27 protein-coding genes are annotated in these 25,264 nt (G+C 58.9%); 7 read left to right on the forward strand and 20 right to left on the reverse strand.

What is annotated here, in order from left to right; all coding sequences use genetic code 11:
- Positions 1–46: 46 nt before the first annotated feature.
- Positions 47–649, reverse strand: a complete 603-nt coding sequence (locus C7964_RS16120) for a ferric reductase (protein ID WP_286164004.1) — start codon at positions 647–649, stop codon at positions 47–49.
- Position 650: 1 nt separating this feature from the next.
- Positions 651–1,139, reverse strand: a complete 489-nt coding sequence (locus tag C7964_RS16125) for a peptidase associated/transthyretin-like domain-containing protein (RefSeq protein WP_110280684.1) — start codon at positions 1,137–1,139, stop codon at positions 651–653.
- Between the two features lie 302 nt (positions 1,140–1,441).
- Between C7964_RS16125 and C7964_RS16130 the strand changes: the two genes are divergently transcribed.
- On the forward strand, positions 1,442–2,191 hold the full coding sequence (locus tag C7964_RS16130; protein ID WP_110280685.1) for a lysophospholipid acyltransferase family protein: 750 nt from the start codon (positions 1,442–1,444) through the stop codon (positions 2,189–2,191).
- 265 nt (positions 2,192–2,456) lie between these two features.
- Here the strand turns inward: C7964_RS16130 and C7964_RS16135 are convergent, their stop codons facing one another.
- The 7 genes from C7964_RS16135 to C7964_RS16165 all read right to left on the reverse strand — a co-directional run bounded on the left by C7964_RS16135 (position 2,457) and on the right by C7964_RS16165 (position 9,311).
- Positions 2,457–3,449, reverse strand: a complete 993-nt coding sequence (locus tag C7964_RS16135; RefSeq protein WP_110280686.1) for an ABC transporter substrate-binding protein — start codon at positions 3,447–3,449, stop codon at positions 2,457–2,459.
- A gap of 48 nt (positions 3,450–3,497) precedes the next feature.
- A complete protein-coding gene (locus C7964_RS16140; protein ID WP_110280687.1) occupies positions 3,498–4,349 on the reverse strand; it encodes an ABC transporter permease in 852 nt (283 codons plus the stop codon).
- Positions 4,346–5,266 carry an ABC transporter permease gene (locus tag C7964_RS16145; protein WP_110280688.1) on the reverse strand — a complete coding sequence of 307 codons (921 nt, stop codon included), beginning with the start codon at positions 5,264–5,266 and terminating at the stop codon, positions 4,346–4,348. Before C7964_RS16145 ends, C7964_RS16140 begins: the two co-directional genes overlap by 4 nt.
- A 45-nt stretch (positions 5,267–5,311) precedes the next feature.
- On the reverse strand, positions 5,312–6,088 hold the full coding sequence (locus C7964_RS16150; protein ID WP_502693573.1) for an ABC transporter ATP-binding protein: 777 nt from the start codon (positions 6,086–6,088) through the stop codon (positions 5,312–5,314).
- 55 nt (positions 6,089–6,143) lie between these two features.
- On the reverse strand, positions 6,144–7,598 hold the full coding sequence (hydA, locus tag C7964_RS16155) for a dihydropyrimidinase (RefSeq protein ID WP_110280690.1): 1,455 nt from the start codon (positions 7,596–7,598) through the stop codon (positions 6,144–6,146).
- Between the two features lie 45 nt (positions 7,599–7,643).
- Positions 7,644–7,934 carry a GIY-YIG nuclease family protein gene (locus C7964_RS16160; RefSeq protein WP_110280691.1) on the reverse strand — a complete coding sequence of 97 codons (291 nt, stop codon included), beginning with the start codon at positions 7,932–7,934 and terminating at the stop codon, positions 7,644–7,646.
- A 126-nt stretch (positions 7,935–8,060) separates the two neighbouring features.
- Complete coding sequence (locus C7964_RS16165) at positions 8,061–9,311, reverse strand: Zn-dependent hydrolase (protein WP_110280692.1); 1,251 nt, start codon at positions 9,309–9,311, stop codon at positions 8,061–8,063.
- Between the two features lie 162 nt (positions 9,312–9,473).
- Between C7964_RS16165 and C7964_RS16170 the strand changes: the two genes are divergently transcribed.
- Positions 9,474–10,076, forward strand: coding sequence for a TetR family transcriptional regulator C-terminal domain-containing protein (locus C7964_RS16170; RefSeq protein ID WP_181417213.1), 603 nt, complete (start codon positions 9,474–9,476; stop codon positions 10,074–10,076).
- Between the two features lie 33 nt (positions 10,077–10,109).
- Positions 10,110–10,355, forward strand: a complete 246-nt coding sequence (locus tag C7964_RS16175; RefSeq protein ID WP_181417214.1) for a hypothetical protein — start codon at positions 10,110–10,112, stop codon at positions 10,353–10,355.
- Positions 10,356–10,422: 67 nt separating this feature from the next.
- On the opposite strand, the gene preA is transcribed toward C7964_RS16175, so the two are convergent.
- The 4 genes from preA to araD form a co-directional block, all read right to left on the reverse strand.
- A complete protein-coding gene (preA, locus tag C7964_RS16180) occupies positions 10,423–11,727 on the reverse strand; it encodes an NAD-dependent dihydropyrimidine dehydrogenase subunit PreA (RefSeq protein ID WP_110280694.1) in 1,305 nt (434 codons plus the stop codon).
- A gap of 1 nt (position 11,728) precedes the next feature.
- Positions 11,729–13,063, reverse strand: coding sequence for an NAD(P)-dependent oxidoreductase (locus tag C7964_RS16185; protein ID WP_110280695.1), 1,335 nt, complete (start codon positions 13,061–13,063; stop codon positions 11,729–11,731).
- A 163-nt stretch (positions 13,064–13,226) separates the two neighbouring features.
- A complete protein-coding gene (locus tag C7964_RS16190) occupies positions 13,227–14,135 on the reverse strand; it encodes a Gfo/Idh/MocA family protein (protein ID WP_110280696.1) in 909 nt (302 codons plus the stop codon).
- Complete coding sequence (gene araD, locus C7964_RS16195) at positions 14,135–15,892, reverse strand: L-arabinonate dehydratase (RefSeq protein ID WP_110280697.1); 1,758 nt, start codon at positions 15,890–15,892, stop codon at positions 14,135–14,137. Before araD ends, C7964_RS16190 begins: the two co-directional genes overlap by 1 nt.
- Before the next feature lie 71 nt (positions 15,893–15,963).
- Between araD and C7964_RS16200 the strand changes: the two genes are divergently transcribed.
- Positions 15,964–16,713 (forward strand): class II aldolase and adducin N-terminal domain-containing protein, encoded by a 750-nt coding sequence (locus tag C7964_RS16200; RefSeq protein ID WP_110280698.1) that lies wholly within the window; start codon positions 15,964–15,966, stop codon positions 16,711–16,713.
- Between the two features lie 103 nt (positions 16,714–16,816).
- A complete protein-coding gene (locus C7964_RS16205; RefSeq protein WP_110280699.1) occupies positions 16,817–17,677 on the forward strand; it encodes an SDR family oxidoreductase in 861 nt (286 codons plus the stop codon).
- On the opposite strand, the gene C7964_RS16210 is transcribed toward C7964_RS16205, so the two are convergent.
- Positions 17,643–18,299 carry an androgen-induced gene 1 family protein gene (locus C7964_RS16210; RefSeq protein WP_110280700.1) on the reverse strand — a complete coding sequence of 219 codons (657 nt, stop codon included), beginning with the start codon at positions 18,297–18,299 and terminating at the stop codon, positions 17,643–17,645. The genes C7964_RS16205 and C7964_RS16210 overlap by 35 nt on opposite strands.
- 134 nt (positions 18,300–18,433) lie before the next feature.
- On the opposite strand from C7964_RS16210, the gene C7964_RS16215 reads away from it, so the two are divergent.
- Positions 18,434–19,216 (forward strand): ion transporter, encoded by a 783-nt coding sequence (locus C7964_RS16215; RefSeq protein WP_110280701.1) that lies wholly within the window; start codon positions 18,434–18,436, stop codon positions 19,214–19,216.
- Positions 19,217–19,343: 127 nt separating this feature from the next.
- Complete coding sequence (locus C7964_RS16220) at positions 19,344–19,892, forward strand: amino acid synthesis family protein (protein WP_286164006.1); 549 nt, start codon at positions 19,344–19,346, stop codon at positions 19,890–19,892.
- Between the two features lie 76 nt (positions 19,893–19,968).
- On the opposite strand, the gene dxs is transcribed toward C7964_RS16220, so the two are convergent.
- From dxs to C7964_RS16250, 6 genes are all read right to left on the reverse strand, one after another.
- Positions 19,969–21,882 (reverse strand): 1-deoxy-D-xylulose-5-phosphate synthase, encoded by a 1,914-nt coding sequence (gene dxs, locus C7964_RS16225; protein WP_110280702.1) that lies wholly within the window; start codon positions 21,880–21,882, stop codon positions 19,969–19,971.
- Positions 21,883–21,893: 11 nt separating this feature from the next.
- Complete coding sequence (locus C7964_RS16230) at positions 21,894–22,802, reverse strand: polyprenyl synthetase family protein (RefSeq protein ID WP_110280703.1); 909 nt, start codon at positions 22,800–22,802, stop codon at positions 21,894–21,896.
- A complete protein-coding gene (locus C7964_RS16235) occupies positions 22,795–23,028 on the reverse strand; it encodes an exodeoxyribonuclease VII small subunit (RefSeq protein ID WP_110280704.1) in 234 nt (77 codons plus the stop codon). The genes C7964_RS16230 and C7964_RS16235 overlap by 8 nt, the downstream gene beginning before the upstream one ends.
- Positions 23,025–23,948, reverse strand: coding sequence for a histone deacetylase family protein (locus C7964_RS16240; protein ID WP_110280745.1), 924 nt, complete (start codon positions 23,946–23,948; stop codon positions 23,025–23,027). The genes C7964_RS16235 and C7964_RS16240 overlap by 4 nt, the downstream gene beginning before the upstream one ends.
- A 97-nt stretch (positions 23,949–24,045) precedes the next feature.
- A complete protein-coding gene (locus C7964_RS16245) occupies positions 24,046–24,747 on the reverse strand; it encodes a response regulator (protein WP_110280705.1) in 702 nt (233 codons plus the stop codon).
- Positions 24,744–25,250, reverse strand: a complete 507-nt coding sequence (locus tag C7964_RS16250) for a MarR family winged helix-turn-helix transcriptional regulator (protein ID WP_055296775.1) — start codon at positions 25,248–25,250, stop codon at positions 24,744–24,746. The genes C7964_RS16245 and C7964_RS16250 overlap by 4 nt, the downstream gene beginning before the upstream one ends.
- Positions 25,251–25,264 lie beyond the last annotated feature (14 nt).

A 25,264-nucleotide genomic window follows, 5' to 3' on the forward strand; every position in this document is an offset into this window, starting at 1 on the left:
TCTGGCGATCATGGCAAGCGTTTGGGGAAAAGAAAATAGGCGTCTTTCAGGTCCTGCGCGGGCGCAGACCCATGGACCAGACCCTGCGCCGCGCAATCGCCCACGCAAGCGCAGCAAGCACCAGTGCTGACAGGGCGGTTTTGCTGATCATCTCCATCGTTCCGACAATCTGCAAGGCATGTACCACTGTGCCAAGGGCGGCCAAACTGACGGCAGCCGTATGCCCCCAGCGCCAAGCCCGTAGCGGCAAGCGCGGGCGCAAAACCGCCAACAGGCCCGCAGCGAAAACAGCCCACATCGCCAAAGCACCCCAGATCGCAAATGGCGCGGGCGAGCGGAACAGTAGAACATCAATCACATCAGGCGGGCTGGTGATCCAAAGACCCACAACATGGCCCGCGACAGCCAGCAGCAGCAGCGCACCTGTCGCGCGGTGCAGTTTGCGCGCGTTTGCCTGCGACAACCCCGGCAGTGCGCCTGCGATTAATAAGGGCTGCATCAATAGCAGCGCCATACCGACCACACCGGCAAGACCTGCAAAGATGTAAATCGGGTCCCGCCACTGCAAAAGCGGGCTGGATGCGGCAGCAATGACAGGGACACAGACGGCGGCCGCCAGAACGCCCCACATCAGCACCGCGCGCAGCACCCTAGGCAGGCTCCAACACGAAATCGACGTGAAGGGAGGTATCATTCGGACTGGCCATCACAGGACGCAGGAACACTGTCTTGAAATGCCCGCTGTCATAGGCCAGATGCCCATGCGCCTGACCAAACGCAGGCACGATCTGTGGCATGTTCATGCGAAACACACCATCCGCATCGGTCAGTGTAGCCCCGTGGCTATGGGCGTCACGCTCATGGCCTTCGGTTGTATGGGCCCATACCTGGATACGCTGCCCTTCCAGAGGAGCACCATCGCCAGCGCGCCGGACGGTGCCTGTCATCCAGAAACCACCCCCGCCAATGCGCTCTACAATCGGCGCATCAGGGCGATAGTTATTGGCCCCACCGCGCATGGTGGGTGTGGGCGCCAGACCAGCGGCAGCAGCAGGTGACAACAGCCCTGCCGCGGGGGTGACAAGCGCTGCGGCACCAAGTGCCATGGTATGGCGGCGTGTGATCAATCCTTTGGTCATCAATGATCTCCGATCAGCAAAACATAAGGAAGACATAGCACACGACGCGCACAATCCGAACGCGCCGCTTTGCCCCAAGCTTCAAGATAGTGTGAAAAGGCACCGTGCAACACAGGGGGTCTTTGTTGTAAATGGTGCACGCGAGATGCAGAGCAGCTTCAAGCCCAACGAGTGATGACACAGCGCGCGCTTGGTTAGCAGGTGCAAGGTTTGCGCAAGACAAGCGCCATGCAGCCGGATGTTTCGAATTGAATTTTTGACCCAAGGGAAGTACGACCACTTTACCAAGAGCCATAGGTCATATGACGCACGCCCTGAAATCGATCCAAGAAAATTGGCGTGGTGGAAAAGCATCGCTTCGGTTTTTATTGGGCACACCAGCAGCAATGGGCAGGATAGCGCTCGGAGCGCAAGTCGGCAGGCCAGCACGGACACCACTTGAAAGCCTGTTCGCAAAGTATCTAGAAGACTGTCGATTTGAAGTTATTGTCGAAGGAGAAATTCCTGCGGCAGGCACAGGCTGCATTCTTTCTCACAACGAGACATCGTTCGCGGACCTCGCAGCATATTTCGTTGCGATCTGGCCGCATGTGGATCGGCTCGCCGGTGCCGATGTATACCGGCATATCCCCTTCGCCCGTAAAGCCTGTGCGAAAATCGATATTGAATTGGTCGCGCGGGGCAACCGAAGGTCCACCGACCCCCTTGTCGACCGCATGGTGGCCGCGGCGAAGGCAGGCAAAAGAGTTGGTTGGGGAGGCGAAGGCAGGCTTTCGGGTCGAGACGGCGTCGGTCGTTTCAAGGTGGGCGGCAGCATCATTGCGATCAGGGCAAAAGCACCCGTCATTCCGGTGGTCATACATGGTGGCCATCATGCCATGCAGCTTGGAACCGTCCGGGCACGACCGAGCACGATACACGTCCGTTTCTGCAAGCCCGTTTCGACCGAACACTACGAAGAAGCCGACGCGCGGGACCTTGCCAATAAACTGCAACAGGTCGTTTCTGAAAACTACACCGCGCTTTCCGAGCGTCAGGCGGATGTAAGATAATCACTCTTTGGGTCTCACATTGCTTTTGCAGCGAACCGAGCGCATGCCCCAGCAGCTCTATTCCGCATTTGGCTCGCGGAAGCATCCCTCGCATAACGGCAGCGTCATCCTGTGTGGCTGACGTCCATCGCAGACGTCGCAATATGGCATCGCGCCAACAAGGCCAAGGGTTCCAAGCTGCACCATGTAAATCAAAGGCCCCGTGCAACGCACGGGGCCTTTCGTTATCGCAAGGTCCTTGATCAAGCCCGGGACAGCGTTGCACCTAGTTCAAAGCAGCATCCGTAATCACGCTTGTCCATGCGCCTTCCGGCTGCGCGGAGATCACCGGGTCAGAGCCACCCGCCAAGAGCGTATCAACGGTGCGCTGGAAATCCGCCGGATCAAGCGCGCCATTGGACCCTGCGGTCAGCTTGGCAATCTCGCCCATCATCCGGATCTGCGCAGCCTCGGACTGTGCACCGGTCTCGTCATTGTCCAGAACGATGCCAGCGGCCTCAACCGGGTTTTCTTCGGCCCATTTCCAGCCCTTCATCGAAGCGCGCACAAAACGCACCATCTTGTCGACAAAGACCGGATCTTCGAGGTTCTCTTCCAGCGCATAGATGCCATCTTCAAGCGTGGCGACCCCCTGGTCCTCATACATGAAGGTCACCAGCTCATCCTCGGACACACCCGCATCCAAAACCTGACCATATTCGTTATAGGTCATGGTCGAGATACAATCGGCCTCTCGGTTCAAGAGCGGATCAACGTTGAAACCCTGCCGCAGCACGGTCACACCCTCTTCACCACCATCGGTGGGAATGCCGGCCTGGCTCATCCAGCTCAGGAACGGGTATTCATTACCAAAGAACCACACGCCAATTGTCTTGCCGCGGAAATCCTCGACCGTTTCAATGCCGGTGTCTTTCCAGCATGTCAGCATCAGACCGGATGTCTTGAACGGCTGCGCGATATTGACAACAGGCAGACCGCGTTCGCGGGCCGCCAGCGCGGATGGCATCCAGTTCAGCATTACATCGGCACCACCGCCGGCCAGCACCTGTGGCGGCGCGATATCCGGACCACCGGGCAGAATCGTGACATTCAGCCCTTCTTCCTCATAGAAGCCCTGATCCAGCGCCACATAGTATCCCGCAAACTGTGCCTGCGTGACCCACTGCAACTGTAGTGTCACATCATTGGCGTGGGCATCCGCATGGGCCATGCCACCCAGTCCAGCGGCCATCGCCGCTGCCATCATCATCTTTTTCATTTTGACCTCCTAGTCAGTTGTTACACCCTCTTTGCGGGGCTCAATTCTTTATTTGCGTTGCGATGGGTGCCAAAAGGTCACCCGCCCCTCAATCCATGCCATCAATCCGTAAAAAGCACTTCCGGCCAATGCGGCAACGACAATCTCGGCCCAGACCATATCAAGCGCAAGACGCCCCACCGAAGTCGAGATGCGAAAACCCATGCCCACGGTGGGAGAGCCGAAAAATTCAGCAACAATCGCCCCGATCAGCGCCAGAGTCGTCGCAATTTTAAGCCCGTTGAAGATAAACGGCATCGCCGCAGGCAGGCGCAATTTGAACAGCGTCGGCCAATAGCCCGCGCCATAGGTGCGCATCAGATCGCGCTGCATCGCTGTCGTGTCGCGCAAACCGGCCACGGTGTTCACAAGGATCGGGAAGAACACCATCACCGCAACCACAGCCGCCTTGGACTGCCAGTCACTCCCCAGCCAACGGACGAAAATCGGTGCAATCCCCACAATCGGCAAGGCCGCCATAAAGCCACCCACCGGCAGAATGCCGCGCGTCAGAAAATCCGACCGGTCGGCAAGAATAGCCACACCAAAGGCCGCCAGCATCCCGATGAGATAACCGGTCATGGCCCCTTTGATGATCGTCTGGACAAAATCCGCCCAAAGCGTCGGAATTTCATTGGCAAACCGCTCGGCAATCATCGTGGGGGGCGGCAGGATAATCGGGCTGATCTCCAACAGGCGCACCAGAAGCTCCCACATGATCAGCAGTGTCAGACCGAAAATCGCAGGCACCAATAACCTGACCAGACGGGTATTTGCCGCGGCACTATTCGCCAACCGCGCGTTGACAAACCAGCCCGCCGCCCAGATCGCCAAAGCGCTGATAATCGCTGTCCCCGTCATACCGCCTGCATCCCCATCCGGCGCAGAGTCCAGCGTTCAACCAGGCTAAAAAACCCCACGAGGGCCGCCGCCGTCAGGGCCGCTGCAAAAAGGGCGGCCCATGTGACCAAAGGCTGGCCGTATTGATCGCCCACCAGCATCCGCGCACCGAAACCCGCACGCGCACCCGTCGGCAATTCGGCGACAATCGCGCCGACCAATGACGCCGAAATCCCGATCTTAAGCGAGGCAAAAAGATAGGGCACCGAGGCCGGCAACCGCAGCTTCCAGAACCCCTGTGCGGGGCTCGCATAATAGGTGCGCAGCAAATCAAGCTGCATACCGTCAGGGCTGCGCAGCCCCTTCACCATGCCCACGACGACAGGAAAGAAACTCAGATAGGCGCTGATCACCGCCTTCGGAAACAGTCCCTGAATGCCGATCGCGCCCATCATCACAATAATCATCGGCGCAAGGGCCAGAATAGGAATGGTCTGGCTGGCAATCGCCCAGGGCATCACGCTCATATCCATGGCGCGGTTATACACGATCCCCACCGCCAACACGATACCAAGGCCTGTCCCGATCACAAAACCCACCAGCGTGGCCGACAAGGTCACCCAGCCATGAAAGACCAGTGACCGCCGCGATGTGATGCTCTGCAAGGCAATCGTATTCCACATCTCCACCACAACCTGATGCGGCGAGGGCAAACGCGGCCGCTCCAGCGTATAGGTCATGCCGAACAATTGCGGGTTACGCAGTGCAAGCCCGACACCCGAAAGCTCTTGGCGCGCCACAGGCGTATCCGGCGTCACCGCAATATCCTGCCGCTGTGCCAGATCCGCCGTCAGATGCATATTCATCGGCACAACAGACACGATCCAGAACAAGAGGATCGCCCCTATAACGGTCAGAACCGGCAGAACAGACTTCACCTGCCCACCTCATCATCTTGCCAACAATACTCCCCCCGGAGGGTCCTACACATCGTCATGGCCTGCCCTCAGCCCGTCACGCACCCTGTGCGCAATCTCGATAAACTCGGGTGTATCGCGAATATCCAAAGGCCGCTCTTTGGGCAGCGGGCTTTCGATCACATCGGTAATCCGCCCTGGACGCGGCGACATGACCACAATCTTGGTCGACAGATACACCGCCTCGGGGATCGAGTGGGTCACAAAGCCAATGGTCTTTTCGGTGCGCGCCCACAGCTGCAACAACTGCTCGTTCAGGTGATCACGCACGATCTCATCCAGCGCACCAAAGGGTTCGTCCATCAACAGGATATCCGCATCAAAGGCCAAGGCCCGCGCAATCGAGGCACGTTGCTGCATCCCGCCGGACAACTGCCACGGAAATTTCTTCTCGAACCCCGCCAGATCAACAAGGTCCAGCACCCGCGCCACCCGTTCGGCCTGTTCCGCCTTGGAGAACCCCATGATCTCAAGCGGCAGCTTGATATTGCCGCCAATCGTACGCCAAGGATACAAGCCGGCCGCCTGAAACACATAGCCATAGGCCCGCGCCATCCGCGCCTCGTCCGGTGTCATGCCATTGACGGATATCTCCCCACCAGTGGGGGTTTCCAGCCCCGCAATGCAGCGAAGGAACGTCGTCTTGCCACAGCCAGAAGGACCGATAAACGACACGAAGTCCCCCTTGTTGATCTCAAGGTTCACGTCCTTGAGCGCATGCACAGGGCCATCATTGGTCTCAAACGTCAGGTTCAGACCTTCCGCTTTAATTGTCGTATTCAAAGCCACATTTCACCCCGCAGTCCCGGACCTGATCCGGGACCTCATCCACTCTACCTTAGACACCCGTCGCCGGAATACCGGTCCGCTCCACCGGTCGCGGCGCGGTCAGTTCCTTCCACTTCGACAGCGCCTTGTTCGTCGGCGTATTCGCCTCGCGTTTGACAAATTTGCCGTGGCCTTCCTGCGTGCGTACTTCGCCATCATGGATCGCGACATGGCCCCGCGTCAGGGTAAAGCGCGGCAGGCCCTTCACTTGCTTGCCCTCGAACACGTTGTAATCAATCGCTGATTGCTGCGCGCCGGCGGTAATCGTCTTGGACTTCTCTGGGTCCCAGACCACCAGATCGGCATCGGCCCCCACCAGAACGGCCCCCTTGCGCGGATAGCAATTCAGCACTTTCGCGATATTCGTCGAGGTCACGGCGACAAATTCGTTCATCGTCAGACGCCCCGTGCCAACGCCATGGGTCCAGAGCATCGGCATCCGGTCCTCAAGACCACCTGTACCATTCGGGATCTTCGTGAAATCGCCCACGCCATAGCGTTTCTGTTCTGTGGTGAAGGCGCAATGGTCCGTCGCAACAACGCTCAAAGAACCAGACTGCAGTCCAGCCCAGAGGCTATCCTGATGCTGCTTATTGCGGAAAGGGGGCGACATCACGCGGCGCGCGGCATGGTCCCAATCCTTGTTGAAATACTCAGATTCATCCAGCGTCAGATGCTGGATCAGCGGCTCGCCCCAGACGCGTTTGCCCTGCATACGGGCACGCCGGATCGCCTCATGCGCCTCTTCGCAGGACACATGCACGATATAAAGCGGCACGCCGGTCATATCGGCGATCATAATGGCACGGTTCGCGGCCTCGCCCTCGACCTGCGGCGGGCGGGAATAGGCATGCGCCTCGGGTCCGGTATTGCCTTCGGCCAGCAGTTTCGCGGACAGTTCCGCGACCACATCACCGTTCTCGGCATGGACCATCGCAATGGCCCCTAGCGAGGCGAGACGCGAGAAGGACGCGTACATTTCGTCATCATTGACCATCAGCGCGCCCTTGTAGGCCATGAAGTGCTTGAAGGTGTTGATGCCGCGGTCCTTGACCACGCTTTCCATCTCGTTGAACACCTGCTCGCCCCACCATGTCACAGCCATGTGGAAGGAATAGTCGCAGTTCGCGCGGCCCGACTTGTTGTCCCACATCTGAAGCGCATCATGCAGGCCCTGACCCGGCGCAGGCAGCGCAAAATCGACAACCATCGTCGTGCCACCAGAGAGTGCTGCACGCGTTCCGCTTTCGAAATCATCGGTGGAGTATGTGCCCATGAAAGGCATTTCCAAATGGGTATGCGGGTCAATGCCGCCAGGCATGACGTAGCATCCGGTCGCGTCGAGCTCTTCGTCGCCCTTCAGGTTCGGCCCGATCTCGATGATCCTGCCGCCGTCGATTAGAACGTCTGCCTTATAGGTCAGGTCAGCGGTGACGATAGTTCCGTTTTTGATGACTTTGGTCATTGGTCTCTCCCAAGTGCTACGCAGTCCCTGACTTGATCAGGGACCTCAGAGAAACGAGACCTCCATCATCAAATCGGACCACTTTGGATTCTGTGCGTTGATCAGCGCATCTTTCCAAGCGCGCCGCCAGCGTTTGAGTTTCTTTTCGCGGGCGATCGCTTCGTGCAGCGTTTCGTGCATTTCGAAATAGACCAGCTTGCGAATACGGTACCTGGATGTGTGGGTGCCGCCCATGCCTGACTTGTGCTCGGACATACGTTTGAGCAGGTCGCCGGTCACGCCAATGTAGATCGCCGTGTTCGACTGGCAGGCCGCGATGTAGGTGTAGAATGCCATGGCTCACTTTTGCGCACACACGGTTAACAAAAGACCAACGCAGTCCCGGACGTGATCCGGGACCTCTTGCCGCAACGTTGAGGTCCCGGATCACGTCCGGGACTGCGTGGTGATTTGTGGCAACCCTCACCCAACAATCTCCGCCGTTTCCACAACAGCATGAAACAGCACATCGGTCCCTGCCGCCGCCCATTCCGGTGAAATCTCTTCCGCCTCATTGTGGCTGAGCCCGTCAACACACGGGCACATCACCATCGCCGTCGGGTAGATATCATTGATCCAGCAGGCGTCATGCCCGGCACCCGACACGATATCCATATGGGAATACCCCAGCCGCTCGGCCGCATTGCGCACGGCTTTTACACAGCCCTCATCGAAAGCGGGCGGATCAAACTGGCCGACGATTTCGGCCTCAAAACTGACCCCGATCTCTTCGCAAATCTTTGGCGCACGTTCCATCAGCTCGTCTACCATCGCGTTCAGCTTATCCAGTAGATGCGTGCGCATATCGACGGTGAAAACCACTTTACCTGGAATGATGTTGCGCGAGTTCGGATAGACGTCGATATGTCCAATCGCGCCCACGGCATTGGGTTGGTTCTTCATCGCGATCTCGTGCACCAGCTCTGTGATCAGCGCCAAACCACGCCCCGCATTCTTGCGCATATGCATCGGCGTTGAACCGGTATGGCTCTCCTTGCCGGTCACAGTGCACTGGATCCAGCGCAGACCCTGACCGTGGGTGACGACACCGATATCCTTGCCTTCGGCCTCCAAAATCGGCCCTTGTTCAATATGAAGCTCGAAGAAGGCGTGCATCTTGCGGTCGCCAACTTTCTCGGGGCCTTTCCAGCCAATCCGCTCCAACTCGTCCCCGAACCGTTTGCCATCCGCATCCACACGGTCATTCGCCCAGTCCAGCGTATGTTTGCCCGCAAATACACCCGAGGCCAGCATGGCAGGGGCGTAACGGGTGCCTTCCTCATTGGTCCAGTTCGTCACGACAATCGGGTGTTTGGTCTTGATATCGAGGTCATTGAGCGTGCGGATCACCTCAAGGCCACCGAGCACACCCAACACACCATCGTATTTCCCGCCCGTGGGCTGGGTATCCAGATGCGAGCCCACATAAACCGGCAGCGCATCGGGATCCGTGCCCTCACGCCGCGCAAACATATTGCCGATCTCGTCAACACCCATGGTACAGCCCGCAGCCTCGCACCAGCTCTGGAAAAGGTGGCGGCCTTCACTGTCTTCATCGGTCAGGGTCTGGCGGTTGTTGCCTCCCGCGATACCGGGGCCGATCTTGGCCATTTCCATCAGGCTGTCCCACAGCCGTTCACCGTTGATACGCAGGTTCTCTCCGGGGGCTGGCATGGGGGCTCCTCTCTTCTGGTTTGACCAACTGGTCAAAATAACGCTAACAGAGAGGAAACATCAGTCAAGTTCTCTGCGCTAAATACTGGCAGATGCACCCATCACAGGCAAAATTGGGCAAATCCGGCCCGGCTTCGCCTGAATTTTGAGCAAAGGATCGGCATGACCAAAGCCCCCACCCGCATCCAGCAGCGCAATCGCGCGGCGATCCTCTCTGCCGGTCTCGATATTTTCTCGCAATACGGGTTTCGGGGGGCAACGCTGGATCAGATCGCCGATGCGGCGGGCCTGTCCAAACCGAACCTGCTTTACTATTTCCCTTCGAAAGAGGCCATTCACACGGCGCTTCTGGAACGCCTCCTCGAAACATGGCTCGACCCGTTGAAAGCCCTTGACGGATCCGGTGATCCGGTGGCCGAGATCATGGGCTATGCGCAGCGCAAACTGGCAATGAGCCGCGATTTTCCGCGCGAAAGCCGGCTGTTTGCGAATGAAATCCTGCAAGGCGCGCCCCATATCGAAGAGATCCTGAAGACCGATCTGAAAACGCTGGTCGATGAGAAGGCCGCCATCATCCAGGGCTGGGCAGATGCGGGAAAAATCGCGGCCATCGACCCGCATCATCTGATCTTTTCCATCTGGGCCTTTACCCAGCATTACGCAGACTTCGACGTGCAGGTGCGCGCTGTCTTGGGCGACAAAGCCCCACATGACGGGGCCTTGTCCTTTCTCGACACGCTGTATTCGAAACTCTTGCGTGTTTAAGAGAGTATTCACCAATGCGTGGGACGTTTTGGTATGCAGATTATCCATGCCTCAACCGTCCGCCACCCGAGCACGAACCCGAGTTGGTGCGCCCGTATCTTTGATGCCAAAGCTGCGCGATCAGGCGGTATTGTCAGACGCGCGGTGAAAGATGTGGATCGCGAGATCGGGCGCGTTGCATTCGTAAATGAAGTCAGCCGACGCGGTTATCATCTGATCGAATGTGGTGGGCAATTCATCGTTATCTGCAATGCGGGGAAAATGATCGTGCACACATGATTGCGAAAACCTTCGTACGAAGGTTTTCGCGCAGACCACAAAAATTTTTGTCAAAAATTCTTGTGCTTCACTCGGCCGCAACCGCCCCCGGATTATTCGGGTGCGTCGTCCAGTTGGCGTATTCCTTCTGCACCACTTTCCCTGTGCGCGGATCAACCTCTCCCGGCTGCATCGCTTCCATCGTGATGCAGTTTTCCACCGGGCAAACATCGACACAGAGGTTACAGGCCACACATTCCGCATCGATCACGCTGAACGTGCGGTCCGCAGACATGGCAATTGCCTGATGGCTGGTATCTTCACAGGCGGCATAGCAGCGCCCGCATTTGATGCAGTCATCCTGATTGATCTTGGCCTTGGCCACGTAGTTCAAGTTCAGATACTGCCAGTCGGTGACATTGGGTACTGCACGCCCAACGACCTCTTCAACTGACGTATAGCCCTTCTCATCCATCCACTGGGACAGCCCGCTGATCATCTCCTGCACGATCTTGAAACCATAGGTCATCGCAGCAGTGCAGACCTGCACATTGCCCGCGCCAAGGCTGATAAACTCCGCCGCATCGCGCCATGTCGTGATCCCGCCGATCCCGCTGATCGGCAGACCGCGTGTTTCGGGGTTGCGCGCGATCTCGGACACCATTGACATGGCAATCGGTTTCACCGCAGGGCCGCAATAGCCGCCATGCGATCCTTTGCCGTCAATCGACGGCTCCGGTGACATGGTGTCGAGGTTCACCGATGTGATCGAATTGATCGTATTGATCAGGCTCACTGCATCCGCCCCGCCACGCATGGCAGCCGCCGCAGGTTTGCGCACATCGGTGATATTGGGCGTCAGCTTCACGATCACAGGCTTGTCGTAATACTGCTTGCACCAGCGCGTGACCATTTCGATGTACTCGGGTACCTGCCCCACGGCCGCGCCCATACCCCGCTCGCTCATCCCGTGCGGGCAGCCAAAGTTCAGCTCGATACCATCTGCACCAGTGGCTGCCACGCGGGGGAGGATGTCTTTCCATGCCTGTTCTTCACAAGGCACCATGATCGACACGATCATTGCGCGGTCAGGATAATCAGCCTTCACGCGGGTGATTTCTTCAAGGTTCACTTCCAACGGGCGATCCGTGATCAACTCGATGTTGTTCAAGCCCAACAACCGCCGGTCGGCGCCGTAAATCGCGCCATAGCGCGGGCCGTTCACGTTCACCACGGGCGGGCCTTCGGCGCCAAGTGTTTTCCATACGACACCGCCCCAGCCTGCCTCGAATGCGCGGCGGACGTTGTATTCCTTGTCCGTCGGCGGGGCCGAGGCGAGCCAGAACGGATTGGGGCTTTTGATGCCCAGAAAGTTGGTTGTCAGATCAGCCATTTTAATTGCTCCCCATCAAGGTTGCATGAATATCCATCGCCGCATCGCGGCCTTCTGCAACAGCCGTGACCGTCAGGTCGTCGCCGCCGCTCGCACAGTCACCACCGGCCCAGACACCTGCCTGGCTGGTCCGGCCCGCACCTGTCACGGCAATCTTGCGCCCTGCCAGTGCCAGACCACCGTCGGTCGTCAGCGTCTGTCCGATCGCCTTGAACACCTGATCGGCGGGCAGGCGCACAGTCTCGCCCGTGCCTTTCAATCCGCTACCATCGTCGGTGGTGTATTCCAGTTCGATCTCGCGCACCGCACCGTTGCCATGGATCGCCACAGGCTGGGCGTTGAACATCAGCCGCACACCTTTTGATGCAGCCAGATCCTGTTCATAGGTGCTGGCGCTCATCGCCTCGCGCCCGCGCCTGTATGCAATCGTGACGTTCTGCGCGCCCAGCAGTTTTGATTGCACGGCGGCATCGACAGCGGTCATCCCGCCGCCGATCACCACCACATCGCGGCCGATAGGCAGGGCCGCCAAATCGCTGGCCTGCCGCAATTCCTTGATGAAATCGACAGCATTGCGGACACCGTCCTTGTCCTCGCCCGCACTGCCCAGCACATTCACACCGCCAAGACCCACACCAAGGAAAACTGCGTCATAGCTTTCGGTCAGGCCGCCAAGCGAAATACCTTCGCCCAAACGCACCCCCGTTTGTACAGTGATGCCGCCAATCCCCAAAAGCCAATCCACCTCGCGCGCGGCGAAATCATCGGTTGATTTATAGGCAGCAATCCCGAATTCGTTCAGGCCGCCTGCCTTGGCCTCGGCATCATAGATGGTCACATCATGGCCATGCATCGCCAAGCGGTGTGCACAGGCCAGACCCGCAGGCCCCGCGCCGACGACTGCCACCTTCTTGCCGGTTTCGGGCGCGCGATCGTAGGGGTGGCGCTGTTTCGCCATCAGCGTATCGGTGGCATGACGCTGCAGGCGCCCGATCTCGACCGGCTTGCCCTCGGCCATCTCGCGCACGCAGGCCTGTTCGCAAAGGTCCTCAGTCGGACAGACGCGGGCACACATGCCGCCCAGAATATTCTGGTCAAAGATGGTCTTGCCCGCAGCCTCGGGCGTGCCGGTGCTGATCTGGCGAATGAAGAGCGGGATATCGATATTGGTCGGGCAGGCCGTCACGCAGGGGGCGTCATGGCAGAAATAGCAACGATCCGCTGCAACCGCCGCCTCATGGGGCGTAAAGGGCGCATGTAGATCGCCAAAGTTCTCGCCGAGTATCTCGGCGGGCAGACGCGCTGCGGCAATTCCGGGGGTCATGGGGCTGGACATGGTGCAATCCTGATCTGGCTTCTCACCATCAGCCTGCCACAGTTTTATTTTTTATCAAATGGTAAATTTTTGGCAGTTTATGAAAACAGCCGAATACGCCTTTCGCACGGGCAGGATGCCTCCGGCGGAAGTTTGATTAGACATGGAAAATCATAAGGTTAGGTTAAAAGTGGAAAGGCGCGACCACGTTGCGTTTGCCAAGTGTCAGCGCGTCCGCCACATGCAGCATCGGTGACAAATCCACCTCGGATGCATTTGTTTTGACCAATTCCGCCATTCGGTCATAGAGCGCGGGATACTCACGATCCGCCCCCGCCGCGACCTCATTGCCATCAATCAACAGCCGCGCACCCCCATCATGGAGTGAGAGTGTGCCGGTGGTCGTCTCCACCGTGATATCCCAGCTTTGCGGGCCTTCCTGACGCCAGTCAAAATCACCCGTCACATTTTGTGTCCATTGCATATGCGCCGCAATCGGCGTGTCGCGGTTCTCGGGGAAAAACAGTTCAGCCGACCGCAAGTGGATCGGCATCGGCAGGATTTCCGTGATGATTGACAGCGCATTACTGCCCGGATCAAACACCCCCATCCCGCCGGGCGCAAAGACCCAGTCCTGCCCCGGATGCCAGCGCCGCACGTCCTCTTTCCAGCAGATATGCGCGCCGGTCACGGTTTTATCCGCAAGCCACGCCTTGGCGGGCGCCACGCCTTTCGCCATCCGGCTGTGCCATGTGGTATACAGCGAAACACCCGCCGCGCGCGCCATATCGGCCAGCGCATATACCTCGGCCAATGTCGCACCGGGGGGTTTTTCAAGCATCACATGACGGCCGGCGGCAATGGCCTTGGCCGCGTAATCATAGCGCGGCACGGGGGGCAGGCAGAGCGAAATCACAGGGATATCAGGCCGCTCGGAGAGCATCTGGTCGAAATCGGTGAAGGACTGTACGCCATCAACGGTGCCAGCCCGGCTGACCGTCGCGGCGAGTTCCCAATCGTCACTCCCACCTATCGCAGGCACGTGTTGATCGATTGCAATTTTGCCGATCCCGACCAGACAAATCGCCGTCATCAATGCGCCTCTTTGCCAACAGCGTTCCCGCGATGCCCGACGAGGAAGTCAAAATCGGCCCCCGTATCGGCCCCCATGACGCGATCATGGTAAAGCATCGCATAACCACTTTCAGGCCGCGGGTTCGCACCGGATTTTTCAGCGCTCCATGTCGCCAGACGCGCGGCCAGTTCCTCATCAGAAATATCCAGATGCAGACGCCGCCCCGCGACATCCAGTTCGATCATATCACCTGACTGCACCACCGCGAGCGGCCCACCGACAGCCGCCTCGGGCGAGGTATGCAGCACCACGGTACCAAAGGCCGTCCCTGACATGCGCGCATCGGAAATCCGGACCATATCGGTGATCCCTTTCTTCAGGATCTTCGGCGGCAGGCCCATGTTCCCCACCTCTGCCATCCCCGGATAGCCGCGCGGACCACAGTTTTTCAGAACCATGACGCAGGTCTCATCAATATCCAGATCATCGTCGTTGATACGCGCCTTATAGTCGTCGATGTCCTCGAACACGACAGCGCGCCCACGGTGCTGCATCAACTCCGGCGTTGCCGCAGAGGGTTTCAAGACCGCCCCACCCGGCGCCAGGTTGCCGCGCAATACCGCGATACCGCCCGATTGCGTGAGCGCCTTTTTCACCGGCAGGATGACATCCTCGTTCCAGTTCTTGACGTGTTTCACCTCGTTCCACATGGACCCGCCCGACACGGTCAGCGCGTCCTTGTGCAAGAGCCCCGCCTCGCCCAGCCGCTTGATCACGACAGGCAGGCCACCGGCATAGAAAAACTCTTCCATCAGGTATTTGCCCGAGGGCATCAGGTTCACAATCGTCGGCACATCGCGGCCCAGACGGTCCCAGTCATCAAGGGTCAGGTCAACGTCCTTCAGGCGCCCCGCCATCGCCAACAGGTGGATCACCGCATTGGTGGACCCGCCAATGGCGGCATTGGTGCGGATCGCATTCTCGAAGGCCTGCTTGGTCATCACATCGGACGGTTTCAGATCATCCTTCACCATCTGGACAATGCGCCGCCCCGTCAGATGCGCCATCACACGGCGGCGGCTGTCCACCGCAGGGATTGCCGCATTGCCGGACAGCGCCATGCCCAGCGCCTCGGCCATCGAGGCCATTGTGCTCGCCGTGCCCATCGTGTTGCACGACCCCGGCGAGCGGGACATCGACGCTTCTGCCTCGACGAATTCCTCTGCCGTCATTTCGCCCGCACGCACAGCTTCCGAGAATTTCCACAAATGCGTGCCAGACCCCACACGTTCGCCACGGAACATGCCGTTCAACATCGGACCACCCGACACAACGATGGCGGGCAGATCGACCGAGGCCGCCCCCATCAACAAGGCAGGCGTTGTCTTGTCGCAGCCCGCCAGCAGCACAACACCGTCCATCGACATGCCGCGGATCGCCTCTTCCACGTCCATTGCACAGAGGTTGCGATACATCATGGCAGTGGGGCGCAAGCTGCTCTCGGCAGGCGAGAACACGGGAAATTCCACAGGAAAACCACCCGCCTCGTAAATCCCGAACTTCACCTTCTCGGCCAGATCGCGCAAATGCGCGTTGCACGGCGTCAGCTCGGACCAAGTGTTGCAGATACCGACCACAGGACGTCCATCCAGCAAATCCGCAGGCAAGCCCTGATTCTTCATCCATGAGCGGTGATAGATCGCATCTTTCGACGATCCTCCGAACCATTCCTGAGACCGCAATTTGCGAGGCCACTTGGCGGGCTTGAATGTCATAATCAGACTTCCTTTAAGGCATGTGTTGGCGCATCATTAACGCGCCCCCCGATGAAATCCAAGGAGCGGTGATGAACAGCCATCCACAAAATATGACGCACTGGCAAGAGCGGGTCGATATGGCCGCGGCATTCCGCTGGACAGCACGGCTGAACATGCATGAGGGCGTGGCGAACCACTTCAGCCTTGCGATCAATGATGATGGCACGAGGTTCCTGATGAACCCCAACCAGATGCATTTCAGCCGGATCAAGGCCAGTGATCTGATCGTGGTTGACGCCAATGACCCCGACACGCTCACCGGCCCGAACGCACCTGACCCCACAGCATGGGGGCTGCACGGGGGCATCCACCGTCTGGTGCCCCACGCGCGCTGTGCGATGCATGTGCATTCCATCTTCGCCACGGTTCTGGCCTCGCTCAAGGACAGCCGCCTGCCCCCCATCGACCAGAACTGCTGCACCTTCTTCAACCGCTACGTCATCGACGACGGCTATGGCGGGCTGGCATTCGAAAGCGAAGGCGCGCGCTGTGCCGCTCTCTTTTCCGACCCCAAACAAAAGGTGATGATCATGGGCAACCACGGCGTGCTGGTGATCGGCGCGACCGTGGCGGAAACCTTCAACCGGATGTATTACTTCGAACGCGCCGCCGAAACCTATATCCGCGCCCTGCAAACCGGCCAGCCCCTCCGCATCCTGCCCGACGACATCGCCGAGAAAACAGCACAGGAACTCGAAGCCTACCCGGAACAGGACATCCGGCATCTCGCCGAACTCCGCGCCGTCCTCGACGCCGAACAGGCTGATTACGCGACCTAGTCCCGTTATTATTGGCCCCCTAAATATCCCCGCCGGAGGCATCCCGCCCTCTCATCCCACACAAACACTTGCCTCACCCCGCAGGTTCCGGCACCACAGGCACATGACCAAAACACTTCTTTCCTTCGGCCACGGCTATAGCGCCCGCGCCCTGTCCCGCATCCTTCTGCCACAAGACTGGCGCATCATCGGCACCACACGCTCCGAGGACAAAGCGCCCCGCCTGATGAACGAAGGGATCGAACCGCGCATCTGGCCGGGTGCCGATATGATCCCTGCGCTGGATGCCGCGACCCACCTGCTGATCTCGGCCGCCCCCGATGACGCGGGCGATCCTGTGCTGGCGGAACTGCACGATGAAATCGCAAAGCGCGCGGACCAATTCGCATGGGTCGGCTATCTATCCACCACAGGTGTCTACGGCGACCACCAGGGCGATTGGGTGGATGAGAACACCCCCCTCACCCCCGCCACCAAACGCGGCATCGCGCGGGTCGAGGCAGAGGCCGCATGGGCCGCCATCCACGGACTGCCGCTGCATATTTTCCGCCTTGCGGGCATCTACGGGCCCGGGCGCGGGCCATTCTCGAAGGTGCGCAACGGCACCGCACGCCGGATCATCAAAGAGGGGCAGGTCTTTAGCCGCACCCATGTCGCTGACATCGCCCGCGTGCTGGCCGCCTCGATCGCCAAACCGAACCCCGGTGCGGCCTATAACGTCTGCGACAATGATCCGGCCCCACCCGAAGATGTGATCGCCTATGCCGCCGAGTTGCTGGGGCTGCCCATCCCCGAAGCCGTCGCTTTCGAAGACGCCGACATGTCGCCCATGGCGCGCAGCTTTTACGCCGAAAGCAAAAAGGTGCGGAACGACCGGATCAAGGACGAACTCGGTGTCGCGCTGCTATACCCCGACTACAAGTCAGGGCTCAGAGCGTTGCTGGCACAGGAAATCGGCGCCTGATCGCCCAGGCAATCCCGGCGTAAAGCAGCAAGACGACAACGCCCGACGTGAAATAGGATGCATAGACAATCAGGCGCTCCGACAGTTCCAGATTGTTCAGGAACGGATAGGGCAAACCGCTCGTCACGCGCCCTGCGGGGCTGGTGTTGAGCGGTTGCAGCACCAGTTCCGCCCACAAAAGATAAACCCCCACCACAACGCAAAGCCACGCAAAACCCGCCCCCAAACGGCGATAGCTGCGGTGGATGAACAGACTGTCAAACACTTGCAAAGCAGGTCCAAGCCCGTGCAGGTAGAGTTCCAGATGCCACGCGGCCAATTCACCATCAGGCGTCACAGAGGCAGGATCGGCAAAATAAAGACGCCAGTAGAGCATCACGACCATCGTGTTGATGACCGCCGTCATGCAGACAAAGCCGTCCCAGCGGCGCGTGCTCCTGCCTTCCTCGATTGCCATCATACGGCTGAACACAAAGAACGAACAAAACAGCGCCCAGACAGTCAGGAACCGGAACGGCCCTCCGAACTGGTCCCAGCCCCCGAAAACCAGCATCCGGATGCAATAGCCTCCTGCCAGCAAAAACGCGGTCCAGCGAAAGATCAAACGGGGGTTTAACGACATTCTAGGCTCACTTTTTAGGCAAATCATGCGCAGGCGCGCCGATATGCGTCCAGTCTTACGTGGCGCAACATGATGCCCTTGCTCAACTGTTGCAAACATCCCATATCAGGGGCGCTTTAACCCGAGGACCCCGCATGACTCTCCGCCAGAAAACAGCCGATCTGCTTGCCACCGCATGGGTCCGGAACTTTATCGTGGCGGTGATCATCTTCAACGCGATCATTCTGGGGATGGAGACGTCGCAAACCCTTATGGACATGGCCGGTCCGCTGATCATCGCGCTGGACCGCATTTGTCTTGCGATCTTCGTGGCCGAGCTTGGCGCCAAACTCTTTGCCCAGCGCCTGCAATTCTTCCGCAGCGGCTGGAACATCTTTGATTTCATCATCGTTGGCGTGTCGCTGGTCCCGGGTAATGGCGGCCTTTCGGTCTTGCGCGCCCTGCGCATCCTGCGGGTCCTGCGCGTGATCTCGGTGGTGCCGTCGCTACGCCGCGTGGTCGAAGGGTTCGTCACAGCCCTGCCCGGCATGGGATCGGTATTCCTGCTGATGGGGATCGTATTCTACATCGCCGCCGTTATGGCCACCAAACTCTTCGGCGACGCTTTCCCCGAATGGTTCGGCACCCTGGGGCGCTCGGGTTATTCGCTGTTCCAGATCATGACGCTGGAAAGCTGGTCGATGGGCATCGTGCGCCCCGTGATGGAGGTTTACCCCTACGCATGGGCCTTCTTTGTGCCGTTCATCATGGTCACAACTTTCGCGGTGGTAAACCTGCTGGTCGGTCTGATCGTGAACTCGATGCAGGACGCCCACGCCGAAGAAGGCAACGCGGCAACAGATGCGTATCGGGATGAGGTATTGGCGAAGCTGGAGGCGATTGAAAAGCGGTTGGATGGAAACAACAAAGGCCGGTGAATGGCAGCTATGCGGACGAAGCGAACCTTGATACGAAAGCGTCCAATGCCCGCTTTATGCCTCCCACTCTTAGCTGGGTTCGGCTATAGCTAGGATGCTGTTCTTTCGAACGGAAAAGGGTGATCAAATGCTGGATGTTCGCAAAACCGTTTTTACAAAAGAAGTCATCGTTGCAGATGAACTGGGTGTATCCTGTGACCCCATCACCCGCGTCGCCGCAATGGCGGTTGTCCGAAATCCATTCGCCGGTAGCGATCAAAGAGACTTGTCCCCTTTGTTCGATGTTGGTGCAAGGCTCGGACATTCTCTCGCAGAAGAGCTAGTTAAGGTGCTGCATTCGTCGCCAGTTTGCTACGGAAAAGCAGCACTTGTGGGGGCTTCTGGCGCGATGGAACATGGTGCCGCCGTGTTGCACCCGACACTTGGCAAACCTGTGCGCTCAGCCGTTGGAGGCGGTAAGTCTCTGATGCCGTCCAATCACAAAGTTGGACCATTGGGAGGCTGTATCGACCTGCCGCTGGGCCACAAGGATGACCCTTGGTCGTTTAATCATATCGACACGATGACGCTTTGGGTGCCCGACGCACCAAGGACCGACGAAATCGTACTTTGCATCGGATTGTCAGACGGAACACGAGCGCATCCGAGAGTGGGAGCAGGCCCTAGCCCCTCTTGATCACACACACTCTTAAAGCGGCCATTGGACAAGAGCACAACATCGGTGACTAAGGGCTCAAAGCCGACCTTCAGCCCTAAGCCCGCTTCTCCAACGTCGCCACGCCCATCACCTCAAGCACCTTCGCTTCGATATGCTCGGCGTTCATCCCCGCTACATCGTACATCGCCTTGGGGCTGGCCTGATCAATGAACGTATCGGGCAGCACCATCGACCGGAACTTCAGGCCGTGATCGAACACGCCTTCATCCGCCAAGAGCTGGGCGACATGTGAGCCGAAACCACCCACGGCACCCTCTTCGACGGTAATCAGCGCCTCATGCCCGGCGGCCAGTTTCAGGATCAGATCACGGTCCAGCGGCTTGGCAAAACGCGCATCCGCCACGGTCGGTTTGATGCCCTTGGCCTGCAGGGCCTCGCAGGCTTTCGTCACTTCCTGCAAACGGGTCCCGAACGACAGGATCGCCACGCGGCTCCCCTCTTGAATCATCCGCCCCTTGCCGATTTCCAGCACTTGCGGGTTTTCAGGCATCTCGACACCCACGCCTTCACCGCGCGGGAAACGGAACGCAATCGGGCCTTCGTCATGCGCCGCTGCAGTCGCAACCATCCGCACCAACTCCGCTTCATCCGCCGCCGCCATCACGACAAAACCGGGCAGGTTGGCAAGGAACGCCACATCAAAAGACCCCGCATGTGTCGCCCCGTCAGCGCCCACCAGCCCTGCACGGTCGATGGCAAAACGCACCGGCAGACGCTGGATCGCCACATCATGGACAACCTGATCGTAACCGCGTTGCAGGAAGGTGGAATACAGCGCGCAAAACGGCCTCATGCCACCAGCGGCAAGACCGGCACTGAAGGTCACCGCATGCTGTTCTGCGATACCCACGTCAAAGCAACGGCTTGCATAGCGTTCCATGAACTTGTTCAGACCGGTGCCGTCCGGCATCGCGGCAGTGACGGCGCAGATCTTGGGATCACTCGCGGCATGTTTCAGCAGGCTTTCGGCAAAGACAGAGGTATAGGACGGCGCGTTGCTCGGCGCTTTCTTCTGCTCACCGGTGATCACATCAAACTTGGCCGTTGCATGGCCCTTGTCGCTCGCGCGCTCGGCAGGGGCATAGCCTTTGCCCTTTTTCGTGATCGCATGAATCAGGATCGGCCCGTCGGCGCGGGCCTTGACGGTGCGCAAGACCGACAAAAGCTGCTCCATGTCATGGCCGTCAATCGGACCGAGGTACGAGAACCCCAACTCCTCAAAGAGCGTCCCGCCTACGGTCATATGCTTGAGCACATCCTTGGCGCGCTTGGCCCCTTCGCGGAAGGGTTCGGGCAGCAGGGATATCGCGCCTTTGGCGGCGGCCTTGAATTCCTGAAACGGCTCGCCCGCATAAAGGCGCGACAGATAGGACGACATCGCGCCTGTGGGGGGCGCAATCGACATTTCATTGTCATTCAGGATCACGATCAGGCGCTTGCCCAGATGGCCTGCATTATTCATCGCCTCATAGGCCATGCCCGCCGACATCGCGCCATCACCGATGATCGCAATCGCGTCGCCACCTTCACCGCCCAGATCACGGGCGACGGCAAAGCCGAGGGCCGCAGAAATCGAGGTGCTGGAATGGGCGGCACCAAAAGGATCATAGGGGCTTTCGGAGCGTTTGGTAAAACCGCTCAGGCCACCCTCCGTCCGTAGGGTGCGGATGCGGTCGCGCCGGCCCGTCAGAATCTTGTGCGGATAACACTGGTGCGACACGTCCCAGATAATCTTGTCTTTGGGCGCATCGAAAACCGCATGCAGGGCCACGGTCATTTCAACCACACCCAGACCAGCCCCCAAATGCCCGCCTGTCACAGACACCGCCGAGATCGTCTCGGCGCGCAATTCATCGGCCAACTGGCGCAATTCGGCGTCAGACATGCCCTTCATATCGGCAGGTGTATGGACACGGTCCAGAACGGGCGTGTGGGGTTGGTCAGACATGGCGACCCTTCTTAATGTGTGCGGGCAATCACAAATTGCGCGGCTTCTTTCAACGTATCGGCATCTTCGCCGTACGGAGATAGCGCATCACAGGCTTCTTCCACCAGTGCTGCCGCGCGGCTTTTCGCCCCATCAAGCCCCAAAAGAGACACAAAAGTCGCCTTTCCGGCAACAGCGTCCTTGCCGACAGCCTTGCCAACAGTGTCTGCATCGCCAGTCGCATCCAGAACATCGTCGACAATCTGGAACGCCAGACCCAGATAGGCACCATAGATCGACAAAGGCTCACGCTCGGCCTCGGCCATCCGCGGCCCAACGAGGGCAGACCACGAAATCAGCGCGCCGGTCTTGGCGGCCTGCAAGTCCATGATCTGCTGCAAATCAAGCGGCATTTTGGCTGTTTCTGCGGCAATATCCGCAGCCTGCCCGCCAACCATACCCCGAATACCCGCAGCATTGGTCAGGGACATCAAGAGGTTCAGCTTGGCACGGGGGGCACATTCGGTCTGCAACAACAGCTCAAACGCAAGTGCCTGCAATCCATCACCTGCCAAAACGGCCGTCGCTTCGTCCCACTTCTTGTGAACAGTCGGCTGACCACGGCGCAGATCATCGTCATCCATGCAGGGCAGATCGTCATGCACGAGGGAATAGGCGTGAATACACTCGATCGCTGCGGCAGCACCGGCTGCAGCAACCGGATTGATCCCCAGCATACGGGTGGTTTCCAAAACCAGAAACGCGCGGAACGCCTTGCCACCGGAAGAAGCATAGATCATCGCATCGGCGACATTGCCTTCCAGCCCCGTCAGGGCGAACCCGATCCGTGCCTGCGAAACCTTCGCGGCATGGGCCAGCATCTCTTCGAAAGGTTTGCGCTTCAGCGCGGCGATTTGATATTTTTCAAGAGGATTAGCCATCGAGCGGTGCCGTGCCGACAGGTGAACCACCTTCGCCCAATGTGATCTTCGCGACCTTTTCTTCAGCCTCTTTCAATTTGGCTTCGCAGCGCGCTTTCAGGGCCGCACCACGTTCATAAAGGGCGATGCTTTCATCCAGAGCAACGTCGCCACGCTCCAGCTGGCCAACAACCTTTTCCAATTCTTTGATTGCGTCCTCAAAGCTCATGTTTTCAACGTCGCTCATCGACCTCTTTCCTCCAAAACCTTTACATGGGCAGCCGCAGACGCCCCCAGTGCTGTCAGGTCATATCCACCTTCAAGGCTTGATACCACCCGCCCCTCACAATGGGTACTTGCTACATCACACAAACGTTCTGTCACCCAACCAAAGTCTTCTGTCGTCAGGTTCATCCCCGCCAAGGGATCACTCATATGTGCATCGAAACCAGCCGAAATTATGACGAGTTGTGGAGAGAATGCGTCAATCCGTGGCAGAACAAGGCGCTCCATCACATCACGAAACGCCTTTGATCCGGTGCCCTCGGGCAAAGGCACGTTCAGGACATTATCGACACCCACCTCATGCGCCGCACCGGTGCCGGGGTAAAGCGGCGACTGATGGGTCGAACAGAACAGAATGCGCGGATCATCCTCGACCAGATCCTGCGTGCCGTTGCCGTGGTGCACATCAAAATCCACAATCGCGACCCGGTCCAGCCCGTGATAATCAAGCGCGTGCTTGGCCCCGATCACGACATTGCCAAAAAAGCAAAACCCCATCGCCGTTTCACGTTCCGCATGATGGCCCGGCGGGCGGACAGCAACAAAGGCATTGTTCGCCTCACCGCCCAGCACCATATCCACGGCGCGCACAACACCCCCTGCAGCACGCAAGGCAGCAGTCAGCGTGCCCGGCGACATATGGGTATCGGCATCCAGTGACCGCCATCCTTCTGTTGGAGCAGCCGCGCGGATCGCATCTATATGGCTCTCCGGATGGGCGCGCAGAAGATCGTCATCGGCAACCAAGGGGGCCTGCACGCGGGTCAGGGGCATACCCTCAAGGGCATTCAAGACCGCCGCCAACCGCGCCACCTGTTCAGGATGGCCCGGGGGTGTAACGTGGTTCGCGCAATCGGGGTGTGAGATCAAAGCTGTTGTCATGGGCGCATGAAAACGCAATTCAGACAGGAAGCACAACCACCCTTTGACGTTTTACAGATGCAAAATGCGCGCTGGGCAAATGCAGGACAGTTGCCCTTTACTCCGGCGCCAGCATATACCCCGCGCCACGCACCGTTTGCAGATAGCGGGGCTGTTTGGGGTCCACCTCGATCTTGCGGCGCAGGCGCGTGATCTGCACATCCACCGCGCGTTCCTGTGTCTGGCCACCCGACCGGCTCAGTTCCTCGACCAGCTTTGAGCGTGTGACCGCCTGACCGGGACAACCCGAGAAAATACGCATCAACTGGCTTTCTGTCGCTGTCAGCCGGACCAGTTCGTCACCATGCCACATCTCGCCGCGTCCGATATCATAGCGGATCGGCCCCATGTTCAGGACCTTGGGCAAAACCACGCTGGGTTCGGCGGCGGGCACACGGCGCAAAATCGCATTGATCCGCAGCAGCAGTTCTTTGGGCTCAAACGGCTTTGGCAGATAATCGTCCGCGCCCGCCTCGAGCCCCGTAATCCGGTCATCGGTGCCACCCTTGGCGGTCAAAAGCATGATTGGTGTTGTGATGGTCTGGCGCAGATCGCGACAGAGCGACATGCCATCCTCGCCCGGCATCATCACGTCCAGAACGATCATATCAAATTCCAGCCCCGCCAGAAGACGCCGCGCATGGGCGGCGTCGCGGGCGGTGCTGACCAGAAAACCCGAGCGCATCAGGAACTTTTGCAAAAGTCCGCGGATGCGTTCATCGTCATCGACAATCAACAGGTGGGCATCGTCATTGCTCATTCCGGTTTATCCTTCATCGCCTCATAATGGTGGCGCGTCTCTTCATCCATCATGGCCTCCAAAACCTGCCGAAAACCGGCAACCGCCGCCGGACCTGCCGCACGATAGGCAGCCCGCATCCGGTCACGCTGGGCATCGGATAATTCCCGCTCGAGCGCTTCACCCGCTGCAGTCAGGTGCAAATGGCGCTCGCGCTTGTCCCGCTGTCCAACAGTGCTCGCTACCAAACCGTCTTCGATCAAACTGCGCAAGACACGATTGAGCGATTGCTTTGTAACGCCAAGAATGGACAAAAGGTTATTGACCGTCGTGCCCGGGCTGCGGTGGATGAAGTGGATCGCACGGTGATGGGCACGCCCGTATGATTTCTGCGCAAGAATACGGTCAGGATCGGCGGTAAAGCCGCGATAGGCAAAAAACATCGCCTCGATCCCTTTGCGCAACTGCTCGTCCGTCAGGAACAGCAGGCTTTGTCCCATTTGCGGCGGCAACCCGTCATTCATGCGCGTCCTCCCTT

Source organism: Loktanella sp. PT4BL (assembly GCF_003201935.1).
Lineage (GTDB): Bacteria > Pseudomonadota > Alphaproteobacteria > Rhodobacterales > Rhodobacteraceae > Yoonia.

Excerpts from the sequence above, each read along its gene's own strand:
- C7964_RS16125 (WP_110280684.1), bottom strand. The coding sequence starts at position 1,139 with ATGACCAAAGGATTGATCACACGCCGCCATACCATGGCACTTGGTGCC.
- C7964_RS16130 (WP_110280685.1), top strand. The coding sequence starts at position 1,442 with ATGACGCACGCCCTGAAATCGATCCAAGAAAATTGGCGTGGTGGAAAA.
- C7964_RS16135 (WP_110280686.1), bottom strand. The coding sequence starts at position 3,449 with ATGAAAAAGATGATGATGGCAGCGGCGATGGCCGCTGGACTGGGTGGC.
- C7964_RS16140 (WP_110280687.1), bottom strand. The coding sequence starts at position 4,349 with ATGACGGGGACAGCGATTATCAGCGCTTTGGCGATCTGGGCGGCGGGC.
- hydA (WP_110280690.1), bottom strand. The coding sequence starts at position 7,598 with ATGACCAAAGTCATCAAAAACGGAACTATCGTCACCGCTGACCTGACC.
- C7964_RS16160 (WP_110280691.1), bottom strand. The coding sequence starts at position 7,934 with ATGGCATTCTACACCTACATCGCGGCCTGCCAGTCGAACACGGCGATC.
- C7964_RS16165 (WP_110280692.1), bottom strand. The coding sequence starts at position 9,311 with ATGCCAGCCCCCGGAGAGAACCTGCGTATCAACGGTGAACGGCTGTGG.
- C7964_RS16170 (WP_181417213.1), top strand. The coding sequence starts at position 9,474 with ATGACCAAAGCCCCCACCCGCATCCAGCAGCGCAATCGCGCGGCGATC.
- C7964_RS16175 (WP_181417214.1), top strand. The coding sequence starts at position 10,110 with ATGCAGATTATCCATGCCTCAACCGTCCGCCACCCGAGCACGAACCCG.
- preA (WP_110280694.1), bottom strand. The coding sequence starts at position 11,727 with ATGGCTGATCTGACAACCAACTTTCTGGGCATCAAAAGCCCCAATCCG.
- C7964_RS16185 (WP_110280695.1), bottom strand. The coding sequence starts at position 13,063 with ATGTCCAGCCCCATGACCCCCGGAATTGCCGCAGCGCGTCTGCCCGCC.
- C7964_RS16190 (WP_110280696.1), bottom strand. The coding sequence starts at position 14,135 with ATGACGGCGATTTGTCTGGTCGGGATCGGCAAAATTGCAATCGATCAA.
- araD (WP_110280697.1), bottom strand. The coding sequence starts at position 15,892 with ATGACATTCAAGCCCGCCAAGTGGCCTCGCAAATTGCGGTCTCAGGAA.
- C7964_RS16200 (WP_110280698.1), top strand. The coding sequence starts at position 15,964 with ATGAACAGCCATCCACAAAATATGACGCACTGGCAAGAGCGGGTCGAT.
- C7964_RS16205 (WP_110280699.1), top strand. The coding sequence starts at position 16,817 with ATGACCAAAACACTTCTTTCCTTCGGCCACGGCTATAGCGCCCGCGCC.
- C7964_RS16210 (WP_110280700.1), bottom strand. The coding sequence starts at position 18,299 with ATGTCGTTAAACCCCCGTTTGATCTTTCGCTGGACCGCGTTTTTGCTG.
- C7964_RS16215 (WP_110280701.1), top strand. The coding sequence starts at position 18,434 with ATGACTCTCCGCCAGAAAACAGCCGATCTGCTTGCCACCGCATGGGTC.
- C7964_RS16220 (WP_286164006.1), top strand. The coding sequence starts at position 19,344 with ATGCTGGATGTTCGCAAAACCGTTTTTACAAAAGAAGTCATCGTTGCA.
- dxs (WP_110280702.1), bottom strand. The coding sequence starts at position 21,882 with ATGTCTGACCAACCCCACACGCCCGTTCTGGACCGTGTCCATACACCT.
- C7964_RS16230 (WP_110280703.1), bottom strand. The coding sequence starts at position 22,802 with ATGGCTAATCCTCTTGAAAAATATCAAATCGCCGCGCTGAAGCGCAAA.
- C7964_RS16235 (WP_110280704.1), bottom strand. The coding sequence starts at position 23,028 with ATGAGCGACGTTGAAAACATGAGCTTTGAGGACGCAATCAAAGAATTG.
- C7964_RS16240 (WP_110280745.1), bottom strand. The coding sequence starts at position 23,948 with ATGACAACAGCTTTGATCTCACACCCCGATTGCGCGAACCACGTTACA.
- C7964_RS16245 (WP_110280705.1), bottom strand. The coding sequence starts at position 24,747 with ATGAGCAATGACGATGCCCACCTGTTGATTGTCGATGACGATGAACGC.
- C7964_RS16250 (WP_055296775.1), bottom strand. The coding sequence starts at position 25,250 with ATGAATGACGGGTTGCCGCCGCAAATGGGACAAAGCCTGCTGTTCCTG.